This is a genomic window from Arthrobacter stackebrandtii, from assembly GCF_017876675.1.
In the GTDB taxonomy this organism is placed as follows: Bacteria; Actinomycetota; Actinomycetes; order Actinomycetales; family Micrococcaceae; genus Specibacter; species Specibacter stackebrandtii.
In genome coordinates this window covers 1,776,390-1,800,176 of sequence record NZ_JAGIOI010000001.1, presented here as the reverse complement: position 1 = coordinate 1,800,176, position 23,787 = coordinate 1,776,390, and the positions used below count along the sequence as shown (strand labels likewise).

Here is a 23,787-nt window from a genome sequence, read left to right as displayed (position 1 = left end):
GCCATTTCGGGATCTCGTATTGAGCAAACTGATCCGAGCCTCAACCGCAGCGAACCTGTTCTGCTCCCACTCACCAAGGTGCCCATGATGGCAGGAGGCCAACACCGACCGCCAGTAGACCAATACGACCTAGGTCGAGATTCGACCGGTGAGTGACTCTGGCTTGCAGGAGATGTTGGACTCCTCGCACCTGTCCTGCCCTCATGTCAACGCCAACCGAAAATAGGGCCACTTTTGCCAATTGAAAACGGGGCCACGGTGTGTGGTCTTATTGTGCCATTGTTTGTGGCTTGAGCCGGCCTTGGAGGCGGTAGCTGTTGCCGGTGAGGTTGATGACTTCGGCGTGGTGGATGATCCTGTCGATCATGGCCGAGGCGATCGTGGCGTCACCGAACACGTCGGCCCAGCGGCTGAAGGCAAGGTTGCTGGTCAGGATTAGCGAGGCCCGCTCGTAGCGGGAGGAGACGAGCTGGAAGAACAGGTTCGCGGAGTCCTGGTCGAACGGGATGTAGCCCACTTCGTCAATTATGAGGAGCTTGTAGCGGCGCAGTTTGGCCAGCTCGGCGGCCAGTTGCCCGCGGTTGTGGGCCTGGGCGAGGCGGGCCACCCAGCCGGTCGCGGAATCGAAGAGAACCCGGTGCCCGGAGTGGGCGGCGCGGGTAGCGATACCGACGGCCAGGTGCGTTTTCCCTGTCCCGGGCGGGCCGAGCAAGACAACGTTTTTCGCTTCCTCCAGGAACAACCCAGTGCCCAGATGAGCGATCAGGGACCGGTCGGCAGCGGGCTGGTGATCGAAGTTGAACTCCTCCAGGGTCTTGTGGCCAGGGAATTTCGCGGCCTTGACTCTCAACGCGGCACCGGAGGCTTCGCGCTCGGCGACTTCCCGGGAGAGCACGGCGGCAAGGTATTCCTCATGCGTCCAGCCCGCATCCCGGGCCGTGTCGGCCAGGTGCCGGTACCCGTCCCCGATCCGAGGCGCCCGCAGCGCCCGGGCGTAGTACTGAACATCCTTGCCCGCGTTTGCGGTGACGGCGCTCATTGCGCAGCTCCAGCCAACTCGAGGTCGTCGCTGGGGGTGGAGAGTCCGAAGGCCTGGTCGTAGATGGAAAGATCTCGCTCCTGCACGGCCTCCTGCCCTGGCGGTTTCCGGGCCATGGAGGTCCGGTAGTCCCGACGCAACTCGGCGGCGCGGCTGACATGGGCCGGGTCAGTGAAGATCTGGTGTTTGGCCCATCGGCGTTCATGCCGTGCCAACACCGTAGCGCCGGCGGTGACCGTGACCGTATCCAGATCTGCTGTGACCTGCACGAGCCGGCCGATCGCGGACGGGTCCACGGAGTAGTCGTTCGAATGAACCCGTACGTAGTAATCCCTGGGCAGTCGAATCTCTTTGCGGAACACGGCTTCCGGGGCGATGGGACCCAACGGGCGCATTGCCGCCCGGTCCTCGATCACGATGTCTGCCGGGGTGCCGCCGCGGGTGCGGGTGTAGCGGGCGTTCGCCCGTGGCAACCAGGCATAGAGCTGGTCGTTGAAATCATGCGGGTCAATGAAATCACGACCCGGCATGAACCCGCGGCGGAAGAACCCGTTCATCCGCTCCACCATGCCCTTGGACTCAGGATCCCTCGGTGGCAAGAGCTTGATCTCGGTACCCAACACCCCGGCGAACGCGCTGGCCGCCTCGGTCAGCTTCCCGCGCCCGATCCCAGTCTCGTTGTCCCACAACAGGCGAGCCGGTACAGCATCGGCCTCCTGGATCAGCTCCCACATACCCCCGAGCAGATCCTCGGTCGTCCGGGAGGGAATCATGCGAGCCTGCACAAACCCAGAATAAGCACTAGTCATCACCAGCACCGGAGGCTTGCCCTCTTGCCCGTGCCCTAACGGCAGAGGCTGATGCGGGAACCATAGATCACACTGCACCACCTTGCCCGGTTCGTGCACGAGGCGGTCCGCCGGATCCGCCGGCGCATACTCGGGCCGGATCGCTGCGACCTTGGCCCGGAACAAAGACGCCGCCCCAGTCCAGCCCACCCGCTCTGCCAACACCGTTGCCGGCATCCTCGGCGTCACCACTAGCAAGCGCCGAACATCCTTCTCAAAAGCGTCGAAGGAAGAACCCGCAGGCCTTCGTTCATACTTCGGCGCAGCCTTCGCGGCCAACGCCCGATCTACAGTGCCACGCGAGACGCCTAGCTGTTTCGCCAGCTCCCGCTTGGAGATCTTCTCGTTCGCGTAGCGGTGGCGGATAGTTACCCAATCATCCAAATTGATCACCTTCAATGATGTCAGGTGGCCTCATTTTCAACTGGCGATTATGGCCCTATTTTCGGTTGGCGTCGACACCTCAGCCAGAAAGCCCAGCGCGTGGTTGAACCAAAGCCCCACATGATAGGTCACCGCGCGAATGGTTCGCAGGAAACTGACCCGCCACTCTGATCGGGCAGCCGTTGACCGTACTCGAAGCTACATGGTGAGCAGACGTTCACCACATGGCCCTTCGCCAAAGGACAGGTCGCGATATGTTGTGGTTCCTATCTGGGGGCGAGTGGACACCATGGTCCCACCCCGCTGGCAACCGACCAGCGGCCGTCTCTGCTGGGTGGGGCAGTAGGTACCAGCTACCTGGCCTTGGCCGCACGACCCAGCCTGGCATGCCATAGTGTCTGTGCAATTCTCAGAACATCGATATGTGCAGCCAGATTAGTGACGCCCACGCGGCAAGGAACATTGGGTAGCCGTGACAGCCCAGGACTCGTTGGACACCGTCCACGATGATCAACATGTTCGGCGCAGGCACCCCTACCGGCGGCTCGCCGTTTAGAGCACCACCCGCGTGTAGACGCCATCAATGAAGCTGCCGCCACGTCCCTCAAGAATCTGTCTTGCCACCACAAGGAGTGCTATTTGCAGACGCCTACAGGCAACGATTTCCGAGTCACCTTGAGACGACCATCAATTGGATGATTCTAAACTTCTCTTGCGTCACCCGGGCCTGGGTTTCCACAAGATTAGCTGTGCGCAGAGAGGGTATGCCTGCACGGACTCTCCCAGCGGGCAGCGATGCCATTGGACGTTGACTGACGCTACGCATCGGGAAATCGATTCATGAATGAGCCGTGGGCCCTGGGCGCCAGCTATGCGGCAGGCAAGGAACCACACATCTTGACCCCGGTCTACAATGTAGCTCGAATCTGATTCCTGGTGCGGACCACCGACATGCGCAAGGGCTCCAACGTGACTGATTCAAAAGGCAGACCTCACCGGCTCAGTGAGGATCCTGTCTCCCTACTAGATGACTTCTGCAGGTGTCGCATTCAATTGCTTTGCCATCCTGATTGACGTTGGCGCATATCCCATTGATTCATAGAGATCCCTGGCTATAGTGTTGAACCCGAAGACATGCAGGCCCATGCTCGTCGCCCCACTCGCTACGGCTTTTGCCTCAGCCAGTTCCATGATTTTCCGTCCATAGCCGCGACCTCGGTGCTGCGCATGGACTGCAATATCCCACACCCACCAAGCCGACTCGCCGTTGCTGGAGTCCGGGCCAATCCAGATGTACCCGACTGCTTCCCCGTCATCTCGGATGGCATTCCGTACGACGTGTCCAACAGTTGGTTTACCGTCTGGAAAGAGTTCGGCGAAGGACTTCTCTGCTGTGGCTTCTGCAAGCTCAGCGGTCTCGCCGCCCTTGATTCGGTCCGCAACATAGTCGTTGAGACTGGCCGCAATCCATGCAGCCAATTCAACGTCGGGCATGGGCAAGAGTCTGAGTTCCATGACGGTATTCTGACACACGAGACGTTGCGCTCCGAAACAGAGTCAGCGTTGCCCTTCATCTGTTCGCCAATCCTGAGATCCATTGTTACCTGTCGCGCTGTTTGTCGATGACAACCTCGCGCGTGTTGACGATGGGAGTGGGGAGTTGAGTGTGCCATCGGCGTCGGCATCGGGCCCGGGCATGCAGCTACGTCCATAGGCGTCGTCGAGTCGGTGGCGGTGGCACCCATTTCTGGCGGCTGGCGGCGCCCAATTAGTATCGCTCCTTCAGGTGCGCAGAGCATGGCTCAGGAGCCTACCTCACGTGCAGCTGCCGATCATGCTCCAGGGCCGCGGCACGGGGTCTTCCGGACGGCAGCACCCCTGGGCTGCACCGACCAAGATACTCAAGCCATGGCCGCGGCGTACCGGCCGGTCATTTCTTGGGCAGACCAGGAACTCGAGGCTGAGGCGGGAAGAGTGAAGCACGGACCGCTCACATATGCTCAGGGCGCGGGTTTCGATACACGTCGAAGCCAGTGCGTTCCATCGAGACCTCCATGGACGAAAGGTAGCGATCGTGCGGTGTCTGCCCCCAACAACCCTCGATGCCAGCGCGTTCCCGGTGACCTTGATGGCGTCGGCCCGGCACAGGGCAACGCGACAGGCAGCAGCACCTGAATGACTACAACCGACATATAGCGCGCATCGATGCCGTGCGGTCGAAGGAACCTGGCCCAAGCCGCATGCTGCGTGGGTGATGGCATTCCAATGCTGGCTGGACAGTGAAGAGCTATCTGTACAGTGTGCTTCTCCTGCCCGCAGGGCTGCCCCGTCTCTGCCGGGAAGCTTGGCGTTCAACTTCGTGGGGTCCCTGCTCGAATGCCCAACACCTACGTCTCCTACTCCTGTTGGTCATGGCTGCGGCCCGAAGGGACGGTGTAGCGGATTTCGACAAATCAGATCGTGGGCAAGGGAGTATTCCCGCGGCAGCCAACCGCCCGGCTTTCACCAAAACGATCCAAGTGACACTTCTAGGAGAATCGGTGGCATGACTTCCTCTGCAGCCCGGGCCGAAGAACCGCACCGACCCTTCAGGGCAGTCGGCCAACGGCCACACGCGGCCGGAAGGCCCATGCTTTTGAAGCCGGCAGGCGTCCATGACCGTGGGACAGCACTCAGGCTCGCCCAGACCACCTTCCTCAATCCTGAGGTCCAACGACTAGCGATCTCCCGTCCTACTCGCACCTGACTTCTACCCCATTAGGGTCAGGCAGCACCTTGCCCGCCGGTCCTGAAGGCGATTCACTGCATCTCGATTGCTTTACTGCGGCCTCGGCAAGCACCGCATCCTTTTGGGAGGCGAAGTTCGGTTTCCAGCCGCAGGTCCTGAACCTCGCGGTCTACCCTGTTAGTTAGGCGCCCGCCCAGGGAGCGGCGCGCTCATGAACGTTGGTAGCCGGATACGATCCCCCGAGATTCAACAAAGCAGGGTATGTGTTTCCCTCATGGCCCCACTCCCAGGAGCCTGCCCAGGCCGGAGTGACCCGGCAGGCATCATGCCCCTCCCCGCAGCTTCCAGCGTCCCCTCAGGGCCCTCAAGGGCGTTGGCCGAGCGCATGTAGCATCCAACGCCTACCAGGCCCTTGCGGGCTACCACAGGCCCTCGCCCCAATAGGGGCATATGTGCACAATTGCTCGTGGTGACGGAATCCCACCAGCCTGATTTTCACCTATGCGCCAATGTGCTTGCAGAGTTGAGGCAGCTAGGTTAACCACCTCGACCGGAGACAGCCACGACGACGCTTTGCAGCGGAGCACAGAGGCTGCCGTCCACGGTCCACTATTGAGAATTGTGGTGTCTTGTCGGATTAGGGGTCATCACCGTCGCACCTTGCCAGTTCCGATGCACTATTCAATTTCACCCGCGCCATGGCCTCGCGCCTCGCAGGGCACTGTCACAGCCCGACCTCGTCTCTAGTGGACTAGGCCTAGCAAGTTTGCGAGGTACTTGATTGTGCAGGAAACAACACTTGTTCATTGAGCGTACATAGCGCATCGCAGCGAGTTCACGAAGGCTATTGCTTACATTGCGCCAGCATCAGCCCGATCATGGCTCAGCCGGTGCGTAGGCGATCGATCTCGGTGCACAGGCGCATCAGGGACTTGCAGGACTCCAACGAAATCCGAGGCTCTCATCCATCACGGTGGTCAGAGAACCGCAAGCAAGCTGTTTCACGTGAAACAGCGGTGCGACTCCCCCAGCAACATGCCCGACTGCAACTACCCAGTCATTTGCAGGAAAAGCTGGAAGAAAATATTTGGCTTAGGATGGCTCCAGGAGAACGCACCTTAACGCCATTGAGGTGGCGTTTCACGTGAAACACCACCTCAATCGACGATCAGCAACTAGTTGTTGCCGGGTGCCAATACATCCATGATTCGGTTCAGGTCCTCAACTGAGGCAAACTCAATGCTGACCTTGCCCTTGCGGGCGCCCAACGAGATCTTCACATTGGTGTCCAAGCGGTCAGCAAGTGAACTCGCCAGGAAATCGAGACGCTCGTGGCGCGGGCTGGGCGCCTTGGCCGGCGCCTTCTTGTCGCCGGCGGGGGCCTGGTACAGCTGTACAGCTTCCTCTGTGGCACGAACAGACATGCCCTCTGCAACGATCTTTTGAGCCAACTGTTCCATGGCATCACCATCGGGCAGTGCCAGCAGGGCCCGTGCATGGCCTGCCGAGAGGACACCGGCTGCGACACGTCGCTGCACCACGGGCGGAAGCTTCAGTAAACGCAGGGTATTTGAAACCTGCGGGCGGGATCGACCAATCTTGTCGGCTAGTTGTTCATGTGTTGTGCCGAAGTCTTCAAGAAGTTGCTGGTATGCTGCGGCTTCTTCAAGGGGATTCAGTTGGCTGCGATGAAGGTTCTCAAGCAGGGCATCGCGCAGCAGGTTGTCATCCGTGGTTTCCCTGATGATGACAGGGATGGTTTCAAGTCCAGCCGCCTGGCTGGCACGCCAGCGGCGCTCACCCATGACCAATTCATAGGGCTGGTCACCCTTTTCCGTGGACTTTCGCACGACAATCGGCTGAAGTATGCCGATTTCCTTGACGGAGTGGACCAACTCAGCCATGTCGTCTTCATCGAATACCGTACGTGGCTGCTTCCGGTTCGGATGAATCTCCCCAACAGGAAGTTCCATGAACGTAGCACCAGGAACATCGACCAGCTCAGCCTCTTCAGCCACTGGTTTCTTCCTTGAGCGTGTCTGCTTTGTGGCAGCAACTGGCGCTGCAGCTTCTGCAGCCGGAGCGGCTGTGACAGGTGCCTTGCGGTTCTTCGGCTCTGGAAAGAACAGGTCCACGGGGCGCGTCGGCTGCGTCGCACCTGTCTCATCGCCTGAAGAGTTCGGGATTAGAGCACCCAAACCGCGGCCAAGACCCCTGCGCTTGTCAGTCATTGAGACATCCTCCATTGAATTGACCCCGATAATGTGGGGCCTGCTGGACTTCATTGTATGTGGGAATTTGAATCAGGCACGGCATTGTCAGCCAACGGAGCGTTCTGCCAGCTCCGCCGCGGCCTCCAAATATGACAACGCACCTGTGGACGACGGATCATACGTCATAACAGTCTGCTGGTAGCTCGGCGCCTCTGAAATTCTCACTGATCGCGGAATCATGGCCTGGAGCACCTGCTGGGGGAAGTGTTCGCGAACATCCGCGGCGACATGTGCCGCCAGGTTGGTTCTTCCGTCATACATGGTGAGCAGAATGGTCGAAACAACAAGATCAGAGTTCAGGTGTTTTTGAATCATCTCAATGTTCTTCAGCAGCTGGCTCAGGCCCTCCAGAGCATAGTACTCACATTGGATGGGAATCATTACTTCATTGGCCGCGCAGAACGCGTTCACGGTCAGAAGTCCGAGGCTTGGAGGGCAGTCAATAAAGATGAAGTCGAGACGCTGTTGGCCATTGGCATCGCGGAATTTCACATACTCGTCGATAGCCCGTCGCAGCCGCTGTTCTCTCGCGACAAGGGAAACCAGTTCAATTTCCGCTCCCGCAAGGTGGATGGTCGCAGGCGCGCAGTACAGATTGTCAATATCGGGGCATTGCTGCACAACTTCCGACATCGGAAAGTCATTGATGAGGACATCGTAGATGCTGTCAATTTCAGCATGGTGCGGCACGCCGAGCGCTGTGGACGCATTGCCCTGCGGATCGATGTCGATAACAAGAACGTGAAGACCTGCAGACGCAAGCGCAGCCGCAACATTGACTGTCGTGGTTGTCTTGCCGACGCCGCCCTTCTGGTTCGCTACGGTCATGATGCGGGTATGTGCCGGCCGCGGCAATTCCCGCCCCAGCAGCCGTTCGCGGCGCTTGGTCTCGTTTACCAGCTGGCTCGCAATGGGGCTGCTGTCATCAAAGTCGTTGTCCAAAGGATCGAAGCGTTCAACATCCGTTTCACGTGAAACATCGTCACGTCGAGGAAAATCAAACACTTTCGGTTGATTTGAGGCGTTGGAGCGTGCAGACCCTAACGTCATGAACGGAGGAATCCGTTGCGAAGATGCTTCGCTACTGGTCACGCTGGCACTCTCACTTTCCTGTGGCTATGCTTGCCAACCTCTAGCCTATCGGTTCCAACCCACAGCATCGGGGATCAGCGCCGCTTCACCTTCACACGCACCACTGTGGTGGGTTCTTCCAAAATGTCCCCGCCGGCAATGACCACCTCTGTGTGCATGCCGCCGAGCTTCTTCAGGACCTTTGCTGCCTTGGTGATTTCCTCTTCCGCGCTGCGGCCCTTGATGGCCAGCAGTTCACCTTCACCACCAAGCAGCGGGATGGTGAGCGGCGCCAGGGTGTTGAGGGCAGAGACGGCGCGCGCGGTCACCACGGTGCATTCCACCTTGCCAATGGCGGCTTCGGCACGAGCGCGAATGATCTCCACGTTAGAGAGGCCAAGGTCCATGACCACCTCCTCCAACCATATGACGCGGCGCTCCAACGGCTCGATCAGGGTCAGGTACAGGTCAGGGCGGGCGATCGCCAGGCACAGGCCCGGCAGGCCGGCGCCGCTGCCCACATCGGCGACCTTGGCGCCGTCGTCAATCAATTCGGCCACAACGGCACAGTTGAGCACATGCCGGCTCCACAGGCGTGGAACCTCCCGCGGGCCGATCAGTCCCCGCTCGATCCCGGATGTCGCCAGGTGTTCAACATACCGCTTGGCAAGGCCAAGGCGGTCGCCAAAAATTTGTTGGGCCGCAACAGCCTCTTGTGCCGTAAGTTCCACCACGTTTGTGTCCTCTAAACTCGGATCCCGGCCACTCCCCTGAGGTAGTGGCCGGGACCGTTTTTGCTTCTTTTGGTGCACTGCGCCTTAGGACGCGGCGCTCACTACAATGTGTCGCTTGGCGCCTTCGCCCTCGGACTCGGATTCCAGGCCGAGCTCGGCAACGGCGTCATGCACGATCTTTCGTTCGTAGGCGCCCATGGGTGCCAGTGCCACCGATTCGGCTCCCGACTTGATCTCTTCGGCTGCGTCCTTGGCAATCTGGGCCAATTCAACGTTGCGGCGTTCACGGTAGCCGGAAATGTCCAGAACCAGTCGTGAGCGGGATTCAGTGGCGGACAACACGCTCAGCCGTGTCAGCTCCTGCAGGGCGTCCAGGACTTCCCCGTCCTCGCCGACCAGGCTGGCCAGTGAATCGGAGCCTTCCTCGGCGACGATGGAAATGTAGGTGCGGCCATTGCGCACTTCGATGTCGATATCTCCGTCGATGTCGGCAATGTCCAGGAGTTCCTCGAGGTAGTCGGCGGCGATGTCGCCTTCTTCTTCGAGACGGCTGACACCGATGGCGGCCGTTGCTTCTTCAGGGATGATTTGTGTGTCTTCAGACATTATTTCTTCTTCCTGTTCTTGCGCTGTGGCTGGTTCCGCTGGCCCTTGGGCTCAGGAATCTCCTCGACAACTTCCTCAACCTGCTTCTTGGACGCGCCCAGCAGCGGCAAGCCCTTGGCCTCGCGGCGCTTCTGGTATTCCTTGTAGGCAGGCGATCCAGGCGTGGGCATCCGGCGGATGACAAAGAACTGCTGGCCCATGGTCCAGAGGTTGGTGGTGGTCCAGTAAATCAGGACACCGATGGGGAAGTTGATGCCACCGATGCCGAACACGAGCGGCAGGACATAAAGCATCATCTTCTGCTGGCGCATGAACGGGCCCTGCATGGCTTCTTCAGACATGTTCTTGGACATGATCTGCTTCTGCGTGATGAACTGCGACGCAATCATCGCCAGGATCATGACGATGGAAAGTACGGCAATCGCAACGGTCAGGTTGCCACCCTGCCACGACGGGAGCAGCGCATCCGAGAGCCGCGCACCAAAGATGGTGGCTTCATCGAACTGCACGACCTCGTCGTGCGTCATGGCCCCGATGCCCTCGTTGTTGATGTTGGCCTTGGCCACACCGGAAAGCACCTGGAAGAGGGAGAAGAAGAACGGCATCTGGATCAGCATGGGCAAACATGCGGAGAACGGGTTGGTGCCGTGCTCCTTGTACAGCGCCATCTGTTCCTGGCCCATGGCCTGGCGTGAGAGCTGGTCTGTCTTGCCCTTGTACTTGGCCTGGAGCTTCTTCATGTCCGGCTGCAAGGCCTGCATGCCACGCTGTGCCTTGATCTGCTTGACAAAGACAGGAATCAGCGCAGCACGGATCACCAGAACGAGGCCAATGATGGCCAGCGTCCAAGTGACGCCCGAGGCGGGATCCATGCCCATCCACGTGAACAGGTCATGGAATGCCACCATGATCCAGGAAACAATCCACTTGAACGGGAACAGAATTGTATTGAAGAAGCCCATATTTCTTTATCTATCTCCTCAAGCCGCGTTGCGGCTTTGCGTTTCCTGTTGTTTAGCCAGAAATACATCCGGGTGGTTCAGCTGAACAATGAGGGGCACCGTGGTGGGGTCGTCCCAGTCAACATGGGCCGGGGACGGAACAGGATCCAACCCGCCGGCACTCCACGGGTGGCACCGAATGATGCGCCGCGCCGCAAACCAGCTGCCCTTGACCGCGCCATGTACGGTCACGGCTTCCAGGGCATAGGCCGAACATGACGGAAAAAACCGGCACACCTGCCCATAAATGGGTGAGATGACGCGCCGGTACATTTTCAAGACGATGATCAGGATGTTTTGGGGGAGGTGCCAAAGGAAGAGCACGACGTCGGACAACCACTTGGGTGCCCGACGTTCAGTTTGCGATGTGCTCACAAAACTTCTCCTCCTCTGTGCCCGCTCACCTTATCCACTGCAGGTGCCAGTGTCGAAGGCAGTGGGCTTCCCGGCCGCCCGTGCAAACGGGACAGAGCCGAGGAGCTTGCCTTGCGGTAGTCCGTGACAAGTTCGCTGAAGGAGGCAGCGGCGGATGCGGGCAGGGCCCGCACCACCACATTGACTCCCTGGGGATGCTGCCGAAGTGTTTCGACAACTATCTCCCTCAGTCTCCTCTTAACGAGATTGCGGGTCACGGCGTTCCCAACAGATTTCGACACGATGAACCCGATTTGGCTGGGTTCATCCGACGAAGTGGACACCATATATAACACTAAGTTCCGGCGTCCATTGCGGACGCCGGAACGTACAGTATGTGAGAAGTTGGCGGATGTCCGCATTCTATTTCTGGTGGCCAGCACCCTGCGATCAACCGCTACTTCACTAAGGCTCGACGAAGCGTCAAGCAGTTATTGTTTAGGCCGACAGCTCTACGCGACCCTTGCCGCGGCGTGCGGCCAAAATGGCGCGGCCGGCGCGGGTGCGCATGCGAAGGCGAAAGCCGTGCTTCTTGGCACGACGGCGGTTGTTCGGCTGAAAAGTCCGCTTGCTCACGGTAGTTACTCCAAGACAATCAAAGATGCGCCTTGCCCGTAGCTAACAGGTAAGAAAGGGGTCGACGCTAAGTATATGGATGCCTGTTCATTTTGCCTCCCATTACAGGAGGCGCACGCAGGTGCGCAAAACAGACACATGGGACTTCACAACGTTAGGTCATCATGGCCATCCCAGTCAAACGCCGGGTCGAGCCGAACGCGGGCGCCGACCCCGGAAACAGGCGGATTGCGGCTCCGGCAACCTCTCCACACCTTTATTCACAGCTGTGCACAAGTTCGTGGACAACAGCTGTGGACGGAGCCCTGAATCACCCCCTGTTGTGAGATTTATCCACAAGCTGTTTGCCCCGCTATCTTCTGGGCTTTTCATCCTCTAGGCTAGGCGCGTAGCAAGTTATCCACGGATGTGCATAACTCTGTGGATTACTGTGATTCGACGGTTGACATGGCGGCAAAAATGGCACCTTGCCTTGTGTTACCGAGATCACGCCCGACCGGCGTGTAACTATGAGCATTCCTGCAATCCACGCGGGAGTAAGGACGGAACAATCAATGAGCACTGAGGACATCAATGACGTTGGTAGTTCCTGGCGGCGCGTCATCAGGATCTTGGAACAGGATGAACGGGTTTCACCCAGGCAGCGGGGCTTCGTTGTCCTGACCCAGCCCCAGGGCCTGATTGGAAACACCTTGCTGGTGGCCGTTCCCAATGAACTCACACGCGAAGTTCTTCAGACGCAGCTCCACACCGCGCTAAGCGATGCGTTGGCGCAAGTATTCTCGGAGGAAATCAGCTGTGCGTTCAGCGTCAACGCGGATCTGGTTCCCCCGGTCAAGGAAGAGGAGCCCGCTCCCTCGCCTGTTGCCCTCTCCACACCCAGCCACCATGAGCAGATTGTCTTGGCAGAACCTGTCGAGTCGTCTTCCAAGCCGTCCCCTACACTTCCCAGCACCTCTCAGGAATTTGGCCGGCTAAACCCCAAGTACGTCTTCGACTCCTTTGTCATTGGTTCCTCCAACCGGTTTGCCCACGCTGCAGCCGTGGCCGTTGCTGAAGCGCCGGCCAAGGCCTACAACCCACTGTTCATCTATGGCGACTCCGGCTTGGGCAAGACCCACCTCCTGCACGCCATTGGCCACTACGCACGCCGCCTCTATAACGGGATCCGGGTCCGTTACGTGAATTCCGAGGAATTCACCAACGACTTCATCAACTCCATCCGCGACGATGAAGGCGCCAGTTTCAAGCAGTTGTACCGCAACGTGGACATCCTGCTCATCGATGACATCCAGTTCCTGGCCAACAAGGACGCCACGCAGGAAGAGTTCTTCCACACCTTCAACGCCCTGCACAACCACAACAAGCAGGTGGTCATCACTTCAGACCTTCCGCCCAAGCGGTTGCAGGGATTTGAGGAACGTATGCGGTCCCGGTTTGAGTGGGGCCTGTTGACGGACGTCCAGCCGCCGGAGCTGGAAACCCGCATTGCCATTCTGCGCAAAAAGGCCATTGGTGAGGGCCTTTCTGCCCCCGACGACGCCCTTGAGTACATTGCTTCCAAGATCTCCACCAACATTCGTGAGCTTGAAGGCGCCCTGATTCGAGTCACCGCCTTCGCCAGCCTCAATCGACAGCCCGTGGATGTCGGCTTGGCGGAACTGGTCTTGAAGGACCTGATCACCGACGACGGCGCCCAAGAGATCACCTCAACGGCAATCCTGGGACAAACGGCCGCCTACTTCAATATTTCCCTCGAGGAGCTGTGCAGCAAGTCCCGCACCAGGACCCTGGTGACCGCGCGCCAGATCGCCATGTATCTTTGCCGCGAACTGACGGACATGTCACTGCCCAAGATCGGCCAGGAATTTGGCGGTCGGGACCACACAACAGTCATTCACGCGGACCGCAAGATCCGCGAACTCATGGCAGAGCGCCGGGCCATCTACAACCAGGTCACGGAACTGACCAACAAGATCAAACAGCAGCAGCGCGAGGGCTAGCCCGCGCAGCGGGCAAAATTTAAAGAAATTAACAGGTGTGGACAACCCTGTGGATAAGTCGGTGTACAACGGCCGTTCCCTGCGGATAACCACAGGGTCGCCTGTGGATCGTTAAATCGGCAGGAAAAGTTCTCCACCGCTCCCCACAGCCTCAGACGGAAGAACCTCACACACTGTGCACAGCCAATTTTCGCGGAACCCCGCGGCTGAGGGCACTTATCCACAGTATCCACAGGACTTATTAACACTACGAACTACAAGAATTCTTCGTTTCAAAGAACATCTGGTTCCTACCCGCCGGCAGTCCCCGTGAACCCCAAAGCAATGCCCACAGGCCTTGCCCAAGGGGCTAAGCTAGCTGCAAGCATGTAATGTCATTCCTGCCCAGGGCTCCTACCGGCCCTCCAGGCAAAACCAGCACGATACTTTTTCGCACCATGAAAGGCGGCACCCTTCCGTGAAGTTCCGAGTCGAACGGGATGTTCTGACCGAAGCAGTCAGCTGGGCCGCACGTTCCCTGTCACCGCGTCCGCCTGTCCCAGTGCTTTCCGGGCTGTTGTTGAAGGCAGAAGCCGGAACTCTGAGCCTGTCGAGTTTCGACTACGAAATTTCAGCGCGCCTGCACATTCCTGCTGACATTTCAGAGGAGGGCACCATTCTGGTTTCAGGAAGGCTCCTTGCGGACATTTGCCGCAGCCTTCCCTCTGCACCCGTTGACATTGACACCGATGGCAGCAAAGTCACACTGACCTGCCGCAGCAGCCGCTTCCATCTGGCAACCATGCCGGTCAGCGACTATCCGGAATTGCCCGCCCTTCCGGATATCAGCGGAACAGTCGATGGTGAAGCCTTCGCCCAGGCTGTTTCCCAGGTAATCATTGCCTCCAGCAAGGACGACACCCTCCCCATCCTCACCGGCGTGAAAATGGAAATCGAGGGCGACCTCATTACACTTCTGGCAACAGACCGCTACCGCCTGGCACTGCGTGAAATTCGCTGGAACCCCACCAACCCCAATATTTCCACCGGCGCACTCGTCAAGGCGAAGACGCTCAGTGAAGTTGCCAAGACGCTGGGCAGCTCGGGAAACATCAACATCGCACTGTCCGACAACAGCGAGCTCATCGGCTTTGAAAGCGGCGGACGTCGAACCACCTCGCTGCTGGTTGACGGCGACTACCCCAAGATCCGCTCGCTTTTCCCGGACACCACACCCATCCACGCCACGGTCGAAACCCATGCCTTGGCTGAGGCCGTCCGCCGTGTTTCGCTCGTTGCCGAACGAAACACCCCCGTCAGGCTCATTTTCACAGACGGCCAGCTGACGCTGGATGCCGGCACGGGCGAGGATGCACAGGCCTCGGAAAACCTGGAAGCCGCACTCGTCGGTGACGAAATCACGGTCGCGTTCAACCCCCACTATCTGAGTGAAGGCCTCAGCGCCTTCGACAGCAAGTACGTCCGCTTCTCGTTCACTTCAGCCCCGAAGCCGGCCATGCTCAGTGCCCAGGACGAAATCGACGGCGAACGCCGCGACGAATACCGCTACCTGGTCATGCCGGTCAGGTTGCCGGGCCAATAGGCTAAAGAAACAAAACCCATCAGCCGCCAACCCACGAAAGAGAGCTAATTTCATGCACATCGGACTCGTCGGACTTGGAAAAATGGGTTTTAATATGCGTGCACGGCTGCGGGCCGCCGGCATTGATGTCACCGGATATGACCGCAACCCCGACGTCACGGATGTCCCGAACCTTGCCGAACTGGTGAAGGCCGTCCCGTCACCCCGGCTCATCTGGGTAATGGTTCCTTCAGGAGAGATCACCAACTCGGTCATCACCGAATTGTCCGTGCTGCTGGAACCGGGTGACTTGCTGGTCGACGGCGGGAACTCACGTTTCACCGAGGACCAAAAGCATGGTGAAATGCTGGCTGCCAAGAACATCGGCTTCATGGATGTTGGGGTTTCCGGCGGCGTCTGGGGCCTGGAAAACGGCTACGGACTTATGGCCGGCGGCGCCAAAGAGGATGTGGATCGGGCCCTTCCGGTCCTTGACGCACTGCGTCCCGAAGGCGACCGGGCCGACAGTTTTGTCCACGTTGGCGGTGTCGGCGCAGGCCACTACGCAAAAATGGTCCACAACGGCATCGAATACGGCCTCATGCAGGCTTACGCAGAAGGCTACGAACTGCTGGCCAAGAAGGAAATCATTGAGGACCTGCCTGGAACTTTCCGCGCCTGGCAAAAGGGAACCGTTGTGCGTTCCTGGCTGCTGGATTTGATGGTGAAGGCACTTGATGAAGATCCCGGCCTGGAATCAATCGACGACTATGTCGAAGATTCCGGCGAGGGCCGCTGGACTGTTGAGGAGGCCATTGCCAACGCCGTTCCGGCACCGGCCATCACAGCAGCCTTGTTCGCCAGGTTCTCCTCGCGCGAAGACAACTCCCCCGCCATGAAGATGGTTTCGGCACTGCGTCACCAGTTTGGCGGTCACGCCACCAAACCTGCGGGCTCCTAGCAGTGCACAAAGCTTGGCTCAATGTATCTTGAACACCTGTCGCTGACCGATTTTCGCAGCTACGCCCAGGTCGATCTCACCCTGTCGCCCGGCGTCACAGTTCTCGTTGGCTCCAACGGACTGGGCAAGACGAACCTCGTTGAATCCATCGGTTACCTTTCCACACTCTCATCCCACCGGGTCAGCAGCGACGGACCCCTCCTCCGCTTCGGCACCGAACGGGCACTTGTCCGGGCACAGCTTGTCCGGGGCGAGCAAAAGGTGATGGTGGAAGTGGAAATCAACGCCTCCCGCGCCAACCGGGCCCGCATCAACCGTGCCAACCCTGTCCGTGCAAGGGACGTCCTGGGCATTTGCCGCACCGTCCTTTTCGCACCCGAGGATTTGGCCCTGGTCAAGGGGGATCCCGGCAACCGCCGTCGTTTCCTGGACGACCTCCTCGTTGTCCTGTTGCCCCGCCACTCCGGAACCCGCAGCGACTACGACAGGGTGCTCAAACAGCGCAATGCACTGTTGAAGTCTGCACGGTCACAGCATTTCTCCCGTTCCGGTGTTTCAGAGTCGCATCTGTCCACCCTTGACGTCTGGGATGAACACCTGGCCGTCATCGCCGCGGAACTCCTGGCAGCACGCCTGGAATTGCTCAACCGGCTGCGGCCGCACATGTCAGAGGCCTACGCCCAGCTCACCGACGGGTCAAAACTGTTGAGGGCCATCTACCGCAGCAGCCTGAATGAGCCGGAAAAGTACGACGGCGCATCCCCCGACACGTCCGGCCCGCCAACGGCTGGGGTGCCTGATGAGGTTGACGAGGGTGAAGACCTTTCGCTGTTTTCGGTGGAAGAGCTGGCGGAGAAGTACCGCGTGGAACTGGCATCCTCCCGAAGGCGTGAACTTGAGCGGGGCATGTCGCTGGTGGGACCGCACCGTGACGAGGTGGACTTGCTGCTGGGCCAGGCGCCGGCGCGCGGCTATGCCTCGCACGGGGAATCCTGGTCGATTGCACTGGCACTGAGGCTTGCCTCCTTCCACGTCCTGGACGAGGACAAGCACGTCGCCGGCAACCAGCCCATCCTGATACTGGACGACGTCTTTGCGGAACTGGATGCCCAGCGTCGACGAAAACTTGCCGGCATGGTTTCGACCGCCGAGCAGGTCCTTGTAACGGCGGCTGTGGGTGAAGACATTCCGACTGAACTGGCGGGGGCGACCGTCCAAGTGGTTCCCGGCGGGGTTGTGCCCAATGAATGACCAGCCGCGGGGAAATTCCCACGGTGATCCAGTGGGGAAAAAAAGCAGCAGGGCGGCGGCCGCGAGTGACCATGTCACCGAGGTTGATGCTGCCCAGGCTGCACTGAACCGCATGCGGACCATCGCCAAGAGCCGGGGAGAATTACGGATTCCACGCAGCCGGTTGGGTGAAAAGCCTGTTTCCAAGAACAAGCGGAAGCCGTTTCTGGATGCAAAGTACGGCGGGGGCCGTGACCCGCAGGGGCTGGGCAACGTGGTGAACCGCCTTGTCTCGGACAGGGGATGGAGCTCACCACTGGCTGTTGGATCCGTCATGTCCCAGTGGGACACGCTGGTGGGGCCGGACATTGCCGCCCATTGCCAGCCGGAGAGCTTTGAGGAAACCACGCTCCACATCAGGTGCGACTCGACCAGTTGGGCCACGCAGCTGCGGCTGTTGTCATCATCCCTGCTGGCGAAGTTTGATGACCTCCTGGGTCGCGGCGTCGTCACGAAGATCATGGTCCTCGGCCCGGCAGCGCCAAGCTGGCGAAAGGGATTCCGCAATGTCAAGGGGCGCGGACCCCGCGACACCTACGGATGACGCGCGCCGTCGGACCCAAGCTGTCCAAGGCGCTGCAGGGCGATTCAAACACCATCGGCCGTACATCTCCTTAAAGAAGAGCTGGCAATTGCGCCCTGAGCCGCTTTTTACGCGTTCTAGGGCACGTTGGGCCACCATCTGGGCCCGTCTCAAGGTAGAATTGGCACTATAACCGTCTCTCCGCGGCGCTGTGGCAGGTTTTTGGTTTCGTTGAGAGCGGTATTTATCTGCCTTCGACAAGGAATTGGCGCACGGTGCACGAGAGTCCCGTGATCGTTCCTGGCGTCGGCAATCGAGCTGAACAACAAAAGGGGTCGAACGCGCCTGTGACGACGAACAATTCGGATAGTGCCGTGAATCCAGAACCGGAAGACACACCGTCGGAGGCGGCGCCAGATACAGGCGCAGCACCCGCGGCAGACGCAGCACCTGCCAATGCGCCGCACTACGATGCAGGCGACATTACGGTTTTGGAAGGCCTCGAAGCCGTCCGCAAGCGCCCCGGCATGTACATCGGTTCCACCGGTCCGCGCGGCCTGCACCACCTGGTCTACGAAGTGGTTGACAACTCGGTTGACGAAGCCCTTGCCGGTTATTGCGACCACATCGAAATCACGCTCACCGCCGACGGCGGCGTCCGAGTTGTGGACAACGGCCGCGGCATCCCCGTCGACATGCACCCCACCGAGCACAAGCCAACGGTTGAAGTGGTCATGACCATCCTGCACGCCGGCGGCAAGTTTGGTGGCGGCGGCTACGCGGTCTCCGGTGGACTGCACGGCGTGGGCATTTCCGTGGTCAACGCCCTCTCCCGCAAGGTCGAGACTGAAATCCGCCGCAAGGGTTTTGTCTGGCGCATGCTCTTTGCCGACGGCGGAAAGCCACAGGGCACGCTGGTCAAGGGCGAGACCACCACTGAAACCGGCACCACACAGACATTCTGGCCGGACCCGGAAATCTTCGAATCGGTCGAGTTCGACTTTGAGACGCTGCGGGCACGCTTCCAGCAGATGGCGTTCCTGAACAAGGGCCTGAAGATCACGCTGACTGACGAACGCGTGGTGGCCGCCGAGAACGATGAAGACCCGGACCTGGATGCCATTCCCGAGGGCAAGGACCTGGCAACCGGCAAGCGCGTGGTTGTCTACCAGTACAACGACGGCCTGCTGGACTATGTGAAGCACCTGAACAACTCAAAGAAGTACGAGACCGTCCATGAGGACGTCATCGCCTTTGAAACCGAGGACTCCTCACGCAGCATGGCCGTGGAGATTGCCATGCAGTGGACCACATCCTTCTCGGAGAGTGTCCACACGTATGCCAACACCATCAACACGCATGAAGGCGGCACGCACGAAGAAGGATTCCGTGCTGCCATGACGTCGTTGATCAACCGCTACGCGCGGGAAAAAAACATCATCAAGGAAAAGGATGACAACCTCACCGGCGACGACATCCGTGAGGGACTCACTGCTGTCATTTCGGTGAAGCTGTCTGAACCGCAGTTTGAAGGCCAGACCAAGACCAAGCTCGGTAACTCCGAGGTCAAGGGCTTCGTTCAGCGCGTTGTCACCGACGGCCTGGGCGACTGGCTTGAACGCAACCCCGGCCCGGCCCGCGATGTCATCCGCAAGTCCATCCAGGCATCGATGGCCCGGCTTGCAGCCCGCAAGGCACGCGAAAACACGCGACGCAAGGGCCTGCTGGAATCCGGCGGCATGCCCGGAAAGCTCAAGGACTGCCAGTCCAAGGACCCGGCACTGTCCGAAATTTACATCGTGGAGGGTGACTCGGCAGGCGGCTCGGCCGTCCGCGGCCGCAACCCGAACACCCAGGCCATCCTGCCGCTGCGAGGAAAAATCCTCAACGTTGAGCGGGCCCGCCTTGACCGCGCCCTTGGCAATGCCGAGGTCCAGGCCATGATCACGGCGTTCGGCGCCGGCATCGGCGAGGACTTCGACGTTGAGAAGGCCCGGTACCACAAGATCGTCTTGATGGCCGATGCAGACGTTGATGGCCAGCACATCACCACGCTGCTGCTGACGCTGCTGTTCCGCTACATGCGCCCACTGATTGAAAACGGCTACGTGTACCTGGCACAGCCGCCGCTTTACCGGATCAAGTGGTCCAACGCGCCGCACGACTACGTGTTCAGCGACAAGGAGCGCGACGCCGCCCTGGCTGCAGGTGCCGCCGCCGGGCGCCGGATTCCCAAGGACAACGGCATCCAGCGCTACAAGGGCCTGGGCGAGATGGACTACACCGAGCTGTGGGACACCACCATGGACCCGGCACACCGCACCCTCCTGCAGGTCACCATGGACGACGCAGCCGAAGCCGACCAGATTTTCTCCATCCTCATGGGCGAAGACGTCGAATCACGACGGAACTTCATCCAGCAAAACGCCAAGGATGTCCGCTTCCTCGATATCTAGACGGGCCATGACGTGCCCCTCCGGAAATAGTGCGAAACCGACATATATTGGGAATGGAATATTAAGATTATGAGTGACGAAACACCACAGAACCCGGACGAACCCACCACGGATGAAAGCGCCGTCGAGGTTCATGAAGGAAACCTGCTCCATGACAAGGTAGAGCAGATTGATCTCCAGGATGAGATGAAGCGCTCCTACCTGGATTACGCCATGGCGGTCATTGTCGGCCGTGCACTGCCTGACGTGCGTGACGGACTCAAGCCGGTCCACCGGCGCGTGCTGTACGCAATGTTCGACGGCGGCTACCGTCCGGAGCGTTCCTTCAACAAGTGCGCCCGCGTTGTCGGCGAGGTCATGGGCCAGTACCACCCCCACGGCGACACGGCCATTTACGATGCCCTGGTCCGCCTGATCCAGGACTGGACAATGCGCTACCCGCTGGCCTTGGGACAGGGCAACTTCGGCTCCCCCGGCAACGACGGCGCTGCCGCCCCCCGTTACACGGAAACCAAGATGGCGCCCTTGGCCATGGAGATGGTCCGCGACATCGACGAGGAAACCGTCGATTTCCAGGACAACTATGACGGCAAGAACCAGGAACCGACGATCCTGCCGTCCCGCTTCCCCAACTTGCTGGTCAATGGCTCTTCCGGCATCGCGGTGGGCATGGCCACCAACATTCCCCCGCACAACCTGCGTGAGGTCGCCGAAGGCGTCCAGTGGTACCTGGCCAACCCCACCGTGAGCCGCGAGGAACTGCTCGAGGCACTCATCGAACGCATCAAGGGACCCGACTTCCCCACCGGCGCGCAGATCCTGGGCCGCAAGGGCATCGAGGATGCCTACCGCACAGGCCGTGGCTCGATCACCATGCGCGCCGTGGTCAACGTTGAGGAAATCCAGGGCCGCACCTGCCTCGTCGTCACGGAACTGCCCTACCAGGCAAACCCGGACAACCTGGCCATCAAGATTGCCGACCTCGTCAAGGACGGCAAGATCGCCGGCATCGCCGACCTCCGCGATGAGACCTCCGGCCGCACCGGCCAGCGCCTGGTCATCGTGCTCAAGCGCGACGCCGTCGCCAAGGTGGTCCTGAACAACCTGTACAAGCACACACAGCTGCAGGAAAACTTCAGCGCCAACATGCTGGCCATTGTTGACGGTGTGCCCCGCACCCTGCCGCTTGACGCCTTCATCCGCCACTGGGTCACCCACCAGATGGACGTCATTGTCCGCCGGACCAGGTTCCGGCTTCGAAAGGCCGAGGAAGAGGCGCACATCCAGCGCGCACTCCTGAAGGCCCTGGACGCCCTCGACGAGGTCATCGCCCTGATTCGCCGTTCCAGCACCACCGAGGAGGCCCGCGACGGCCTGATCCAGCTGCTGGACATTGATGAAATCCAGGCCAAGGCCATCTTGGACATGCAGCTGCGCCGCCTGGCCGCCCTGGAGCACCAGAAAATCCAGGACCGTGCAGATGTCCTGGAGACCATGATCACCGAGTTCAACCGCATCCTGGCGGACCCGGAGGTGCAGCGCGGCATTGTCAGCGAGGAACTGGCGGAGATCACCGCACGCTTCGGTGACGACCGCCGCACCGAGATCATGATGGGCTATGACCCCAACATGAGCATGGAAGATCTCATCCCCGAAGAGGAAATGGTCGTCACCATCACCCGCGGCGGCTACGTCAAGCGCACCCGAAGCGACAACTACCGCACGCAGCACCGCGGCGGCAAGGGTGTCAAGGGGGCGCAGCTGCGCGGGGACGACGTCGTCGAGCACTTCTTCGTGACCACAACGCACCACTGGCTGCTCTTCTTTACCAACTTGGGACGGGTCTACCGCGCCAAGGCGTACGAGCTGGCCGAAGCCGGCCGTGATGCCAAGGGCCAGCACGTGGCGAACCTGCTGGCGTTCCAGCCTGACGAGAAAATCGCCCAGGTCATGGAACTGAAGGACTACCAGCAGTCGCCGTACCTGGTCCTGGCGACCCGGAACGGGCTGGTCAAGAAGACCTCGCTTGAGGACTACGACACCAACCGTTCCGCGGGCGTCATTGCCATCAACCTCCGCGACGGCGATGAGCTCGTCTCGGCGCAGCTCGTCTCCGACACCGACGACCTCCTGCTGGTGTCCCGCAAGGGCCAGTCGATCCGTTTCACCGCAACCAACGAGGCGCTGCGGCCCATGGGCCGTGCCACGTCGGGCGTGACTGGAATGAAGTTCCGTGACTTTGACGAACTGCTGTCAGCTTCGGTTGTTACGGACGAGTCCTTTGTGTTTATTGTCACAGAAGGAGGTTATGCCAAGAGAACTGCCGTTCAGGAATACCGGCTCCAAGGGCGCGGAGGGCTGGGCATCAAGGTTGCCAAACTCGTGGAGGACCGCGGTGACCTCATTGGTGCATTGATCGTGCAGGAAGAAGATGAAGTCCTGGTGGTTATGAGCGGAGGAAAGGTGGTCCGGTCCAATGTTTCAGAGGTTCCGGCCAAGGGCCGCGACACCATGGGCGTCATCTTTGCCAAGCCGGACAAGAACGACCGCATAATTGGCATTGCACGGAATACTGAGCGCGGCCTTGAAGAAGACGATGAAATGGATGAAGAAGCCCAGTCGCCGGCAACGGCCGACGGAGTGCTCGAAACGGTCCAGCAGAATGATGAAGTACCGTTAAGCGGTAATGACGGAATAACTGGAGGTACCGATTGAGCACCAATAAGCCGATTCCGCGGCCTGGTTCAGCACCCAAGGTAGGTGCCCCTGCCCGACCGCCACAGCGCCCCAGTGGCGCCCCAAAGCCCCCGTCGGCCCAGCGTCCGGCATCTGCCGCGCCACGGCCGAAGGCGCCGCCGTCACTGGTCAAGCCCGCGCCCAAGGCGAAGGCCCGGCGCGCCCGGCTACTGATCAGCAAGATCGATCCGTGGTCCGTGCTGAAGATGGCATTCCTGCTGTCGGTGGCTCTCGGGATCATTACCGTCGTGGCCACGATCGTGCTTTGGTCCGTTCTCGATGCCATGGGCCTGTTCGACAAGGTCAACCAGTTCATCAATGAGATTCAGGGCCAGGAGGCCGGCACTCCGTTTGACCTGCTCAGTTTTGCCTCGCTGGGCCAGGTGGCTTCGTTCTCCACCATTGTCGCTGTCGTCAATGTCGTGTTGTTGACCACACTTTCGGTCCTCTCGGCCTGGCTGTACAACATTTCCTCCACCCTGGTGGGCGGAATTGGTGTCACGCTGACCGATGATTAGCGAAAAATCTGCATGAATCCGGGAATCGGCGGGCCAGAAGTGGCTTCAGGCCCGCCGATTTTGGA

At 59.9% G+C, this 23,787-nt stretch carries 19 protein-coding genes; 8 read left to right on the top strand and 11 right to left on the bottom strand.

Annotated elements, in window-relative coordinates:
• Positions 1 to 268 precede the first annotated feature (268 nt).
• From istB to rpmH, 11 genes are all read right to left on the bottom strand, one after another.
• Entirely contained in the window at positions 269 to 1,039 is a 771-nt protein-coding gene (gene istB / locus JOF48_RS07565) for an IS21-like element helper ATPase IstB (protein WP_209679120.1), read from the bottom strand.
• Positions 1,036 to 2,280, bottom strand: coding sequence for an IS21 family transposase (istA, locus tag JOF48_RS07560; protein WP_209684278.1), 1,245 nt, complete (start codon positions 2,278 to 2,280; stop codon positions 1,036 to 1,038). The genes istB and istA overlap by 4 nt, the downstream gene beginning before the upstream one ends.
• Positions 2,281 to 3,294: 1,014 nt before the next feature.
• A complete protein-coding gene (locus tag JOF48_RS07555) occupies positions 3,295 to 3,786 on the bottom strand; it encodes a GNAT family N-acetyltransferase (protein ID WP_209679118.1) in 492 nt (163 codons plus the stop codon).
• A gap of 2,388 nt (positions 3,787 to 6,174) precedes the next feature.
• The gene (locus JOF48_RS07550) at positions 6,175 to 7,230 is read right to left on the bottom strand and encodes a ParB/RepB/Spo0J family partition protein (RefSeq protein ID WP_209679116.1); all 1,056 of its coding nucleotides are present in this window, start codon (positions 7,228 to 7,230) and stop codon (positions 6,175 to 6,177) included.
• 87 nt (positions 7,231 to 7,317) lie between these two features.
• Positions 7,318 to 8,322 carry a ParA family protein gene (locus tag JOF48_RS07545; RefSeq protein ID WP_281068049.1) on the bottom strand — a complete coding sequence of 335 codons (1,005 nt, stop codon included), beginning with the start codon at positions 8,320 to 8,322 and terminating at the stop codon, positions 7,318 to 7,320.
• A 116-nt stretch (positions 8,323 to 8,438) separates the two neighbouring features.
• Positions 8,439 to 9,077: a 16S rRNA (guanine(527)-N(7))-methyltransferase RsmG gene (gene rsmG / locus JOF48_RS07540; RefSeq protein ID WP_209679114.1), complete on the bottom strand. Its 639-nt coding sequence runs from the start codon at positions 9,075 to 9,077 to the stop codon at positions 8,439 to 8,441.
• Between the two features lie 84 nt (positions 9,078 to 9,161).
• Positions 9,162 to 9,683 carry a Jag family protein gene (locus JOF48_RS07535; RefSeq protein ID WP_209679112.1) on the bottom strand — a complete coding sequence of 174 codons (522 nt, stop codon included), beginning with the start codon at positions 9,681 to 9,683 and terminating at the stop codon, positions 9,162 to 9,164.
• On the bottom strand, positions 9,683 to 10,645 hold the full coding sequence (gene yidC / locus JOF48_RS07530; RefSeq protein WP_209679111.1) for a membrane protein insertase YidC: 963 nt from the start codon (positions 10,643 to 10,645) through the stop codon (positions 9,683 to 9,685). The genes JOF48_RS07535 and yidC overlap by 1 nt, the downstream gene beginning before the upstream one ends.
• 18 nt (positions 10,646 to 10,663) lie before the next feature.
• Positions 10,664 to 11,059 (bottom strand): membrane protein insertion efficiency factor YidD, encoded by a 396-nt coding sequence (gene yidD, locus JOF48_RS07525; RefSeq protein ID WP_342591184.1) that lies wholly within the window; start codon positions 11,057 to 11,059, stop codon positions 10,664 to 10,666.
• Positions 11,056 to 11,481: a ribonuclease P protein component gene (rnpA, locus tag JOF48_RS07520; protein ID WP_209679108.1), complete on the bottom strand. Its 426-nt coding sequence runs from the start codon at positions 11,479 to 11,481 to the stop codon at positions 11,056 to 11,058. The genes yidD and rnpA overlap by 4 nt, the downstream gene beginning before the upstream one ends.
• A 55-nt stretch (positions 11,482 to 11,536) precedes the next feature.
• The gene (rpmH, locus tag JOF48_RS07515) at positions 11,537 to 11,674 is read right to left on the bottom strand and encodes a 50S ribosomal protein L34 (protein ID WP_011776797.1); all 138 of its coding nucleotides are present in this window, start codon (positions 11,672 to 11,674) and stop codon (positions 11,537 to 11,539) included.
• A gap of 554 nt (positions 11,675 to 12,228) precedes the next feature.
• Between rpmH and dnaA the strand changes: the two genes are divergently transcribed.
• The 8 genes from dnaA to JOF48_RS07475 all read left to right on the top strand — a co-directional run bounded on the left by dnaA (position 12,229) and on the right by JOF48_RS07475 (position 23,722).
• Positions 12,229 to 13,677 (top strand): chromosomal replication initiator protein DnaA, encoded by a 1,449-nt coding sequence (gene dnaA / locus JOF48_RS07510; RefSeq protein WP_209679105.1) that lies wholly within the window; start codon positions 12,229 to 12,231, stop codon positions 13,675 to 13,677.
• A gap of 457 nt (positions 13,678 to 14,134) precedes the next feature.
• Positions 14,135 to 15,259: a DNA polymerase III subunit beta gene (gene dnaN / locus JOF48_RS07505; protein WP_209679101.1), complete on the top strand. Its 1,125-nt coding sequence runs from the start codon at positions 14,135 to 14,137 to the stop codon at positions 15,257 to 15,259.
• Entirely contained in the window at positions 15,180 to 16,199 is a 1,020-nt protein-coding gene (gnd, locus tag JOF48_RS07500) for a phosphogluconate dehydrogenase (NAD(+)-dependent, decarboxylating) (RefSeq protein ID WP_425353707.1), read from the top strand. The genes dnaN and gnd overlap by 80 nt, the downstream gene beginning before the upstream one ends.
• Before the next feature lie 21 nt (positions 16,200 to 16,220).
• Positions 16,221 to 17,450, top strand: a complete 1,230-nt coding sequence (gene recF, locus JOF48_RS07495; protein ID WP_209679095.1) for a DNA replication/repair protein RecF — start codon at positions 16,221 to 16,223, stop codon at positions 17,448 to 17,450.
• Positions 17,451 to 17,481: 31 nt separating this feature from the next.
• Positions 17,482 to 18,033, top strand: a complete 552-nt coding sequence (locus JOF48_RS07490; protein WP_342591183.1) for a DciA family protein — start codon at positions 17,482 to 17,484, stop codon at positions 18,031 to 18,033.
• A 326-nt stretch (positions 18,034 to 18,359) separates the two neighbouring features.
• On the top strand, positions 18,360 to 20,468 hold the full coding sequence (gene gyrB / locus JOF48_RS07485) for a DNA topoisomerase (ATP-hydrolyzing) subunit B (protein ID WP_209679090.1): 2,109 nt from the start codon (positions 18,360 to 18,362) through the stop codon (positions 20,466 to 20,468).
• A gap of 69 nt (positions 20,469 to 20,537) precedes the next feature.
• Positions 20,538 to 23,183 carry a DNA gyrase subunit A gene (gyrA, locus tag JOF48_RS07480; RefSeq protein WP_209679087.1) on the top strand — a complete coding sequence of 882 codons (2,646 nt, stop codon included), beginning with the start codon at positions 20,538 to 20,540 and terminating at the stop codon, positions 23,181 to 23,183.
• Positions 23,180 to 23,722 (top strand): DUF3566 domain-containing protein, encoded by a 543-nt coding sequence (locus tag JOF48_RS07475; protein ID WP_209679084.1) that lies wholly within the window; start codon positions 23,180 to 23,182, stop codon positions 23,720 to 23,722. The genes gyrA and JOF48_RS07475 overlap by 4 nt, the downstream gene beginning before the upstream one ends.
• The last annotated feature ends 65 nt before the right edge of the window (positions 23,723 to 23,787 follow it).

Excerpts from the sequence above, each read along its gene's own strand:
- yidC (WP_209679111.1), bottom strand. The coding sequence starts at position 10,645 with ATGGGCTTCTTCAATACAATTCTGTTCCCGTTCAAGTGGATTGTTTCC.
- gyrA (WP_209679087.1), top strand. The coding sequence starts at position 20,538 with ATGAGTGACGAAACACCACAGAACCCGGACGAACCCACCACGGATGAA.
- JOF48_RS07550 (WP_209679116.1), bottom strand. The coding sequence starts at position 7,230 with ATGACTGACAAGCGCAGGGGTCTTGGCCGCGGTTTGGGTGCTCTAATC.
- JOF48_RS07535 (WP_209679112.1), bottom strand. The coding sequence starts at position 9,683 with ATGTCTGAAGACACACAAATCATCCCTGAAGAAGCAACGGCCGCCATC.
- istB (WP_209679120.1), bottom strand. The coding sequence starts at position 1,039 with ATGAGCGCCGTCACCGCAAACGCGGGCAAGGATGTTCAGTACTACGCC.
- dnaA (WP_209679105.1), top strand. The coding sequence starts at position 12,229 with ATGAGCACTGAGGACATCAATGACGTTGGTAGTTCCTGGCGGCGCGTC.
- recF (WP_209679095.1), top strand. The coding sequence starts at position 16,221 with ATGTATCTTGAACACCTGTCGCTGACCGATTTTCGCAGCTACGCCCAG.
- JOF48_RS07545 (WP_281068049.1), bottom strand. The coding sequence starts at position 8,322 with ATGACGTTAGGGTCTGCACGCTCCAACGCCTCAAATCAACCGAAAGTG.
- JOF48_RS07555 (WP_209679118.1), bottom strand. The coding sequence starts at position 3,786 with ATGGAACTCAGACTCTTGCCCATGCCCGACGTTGAATTGGCTGCATGG.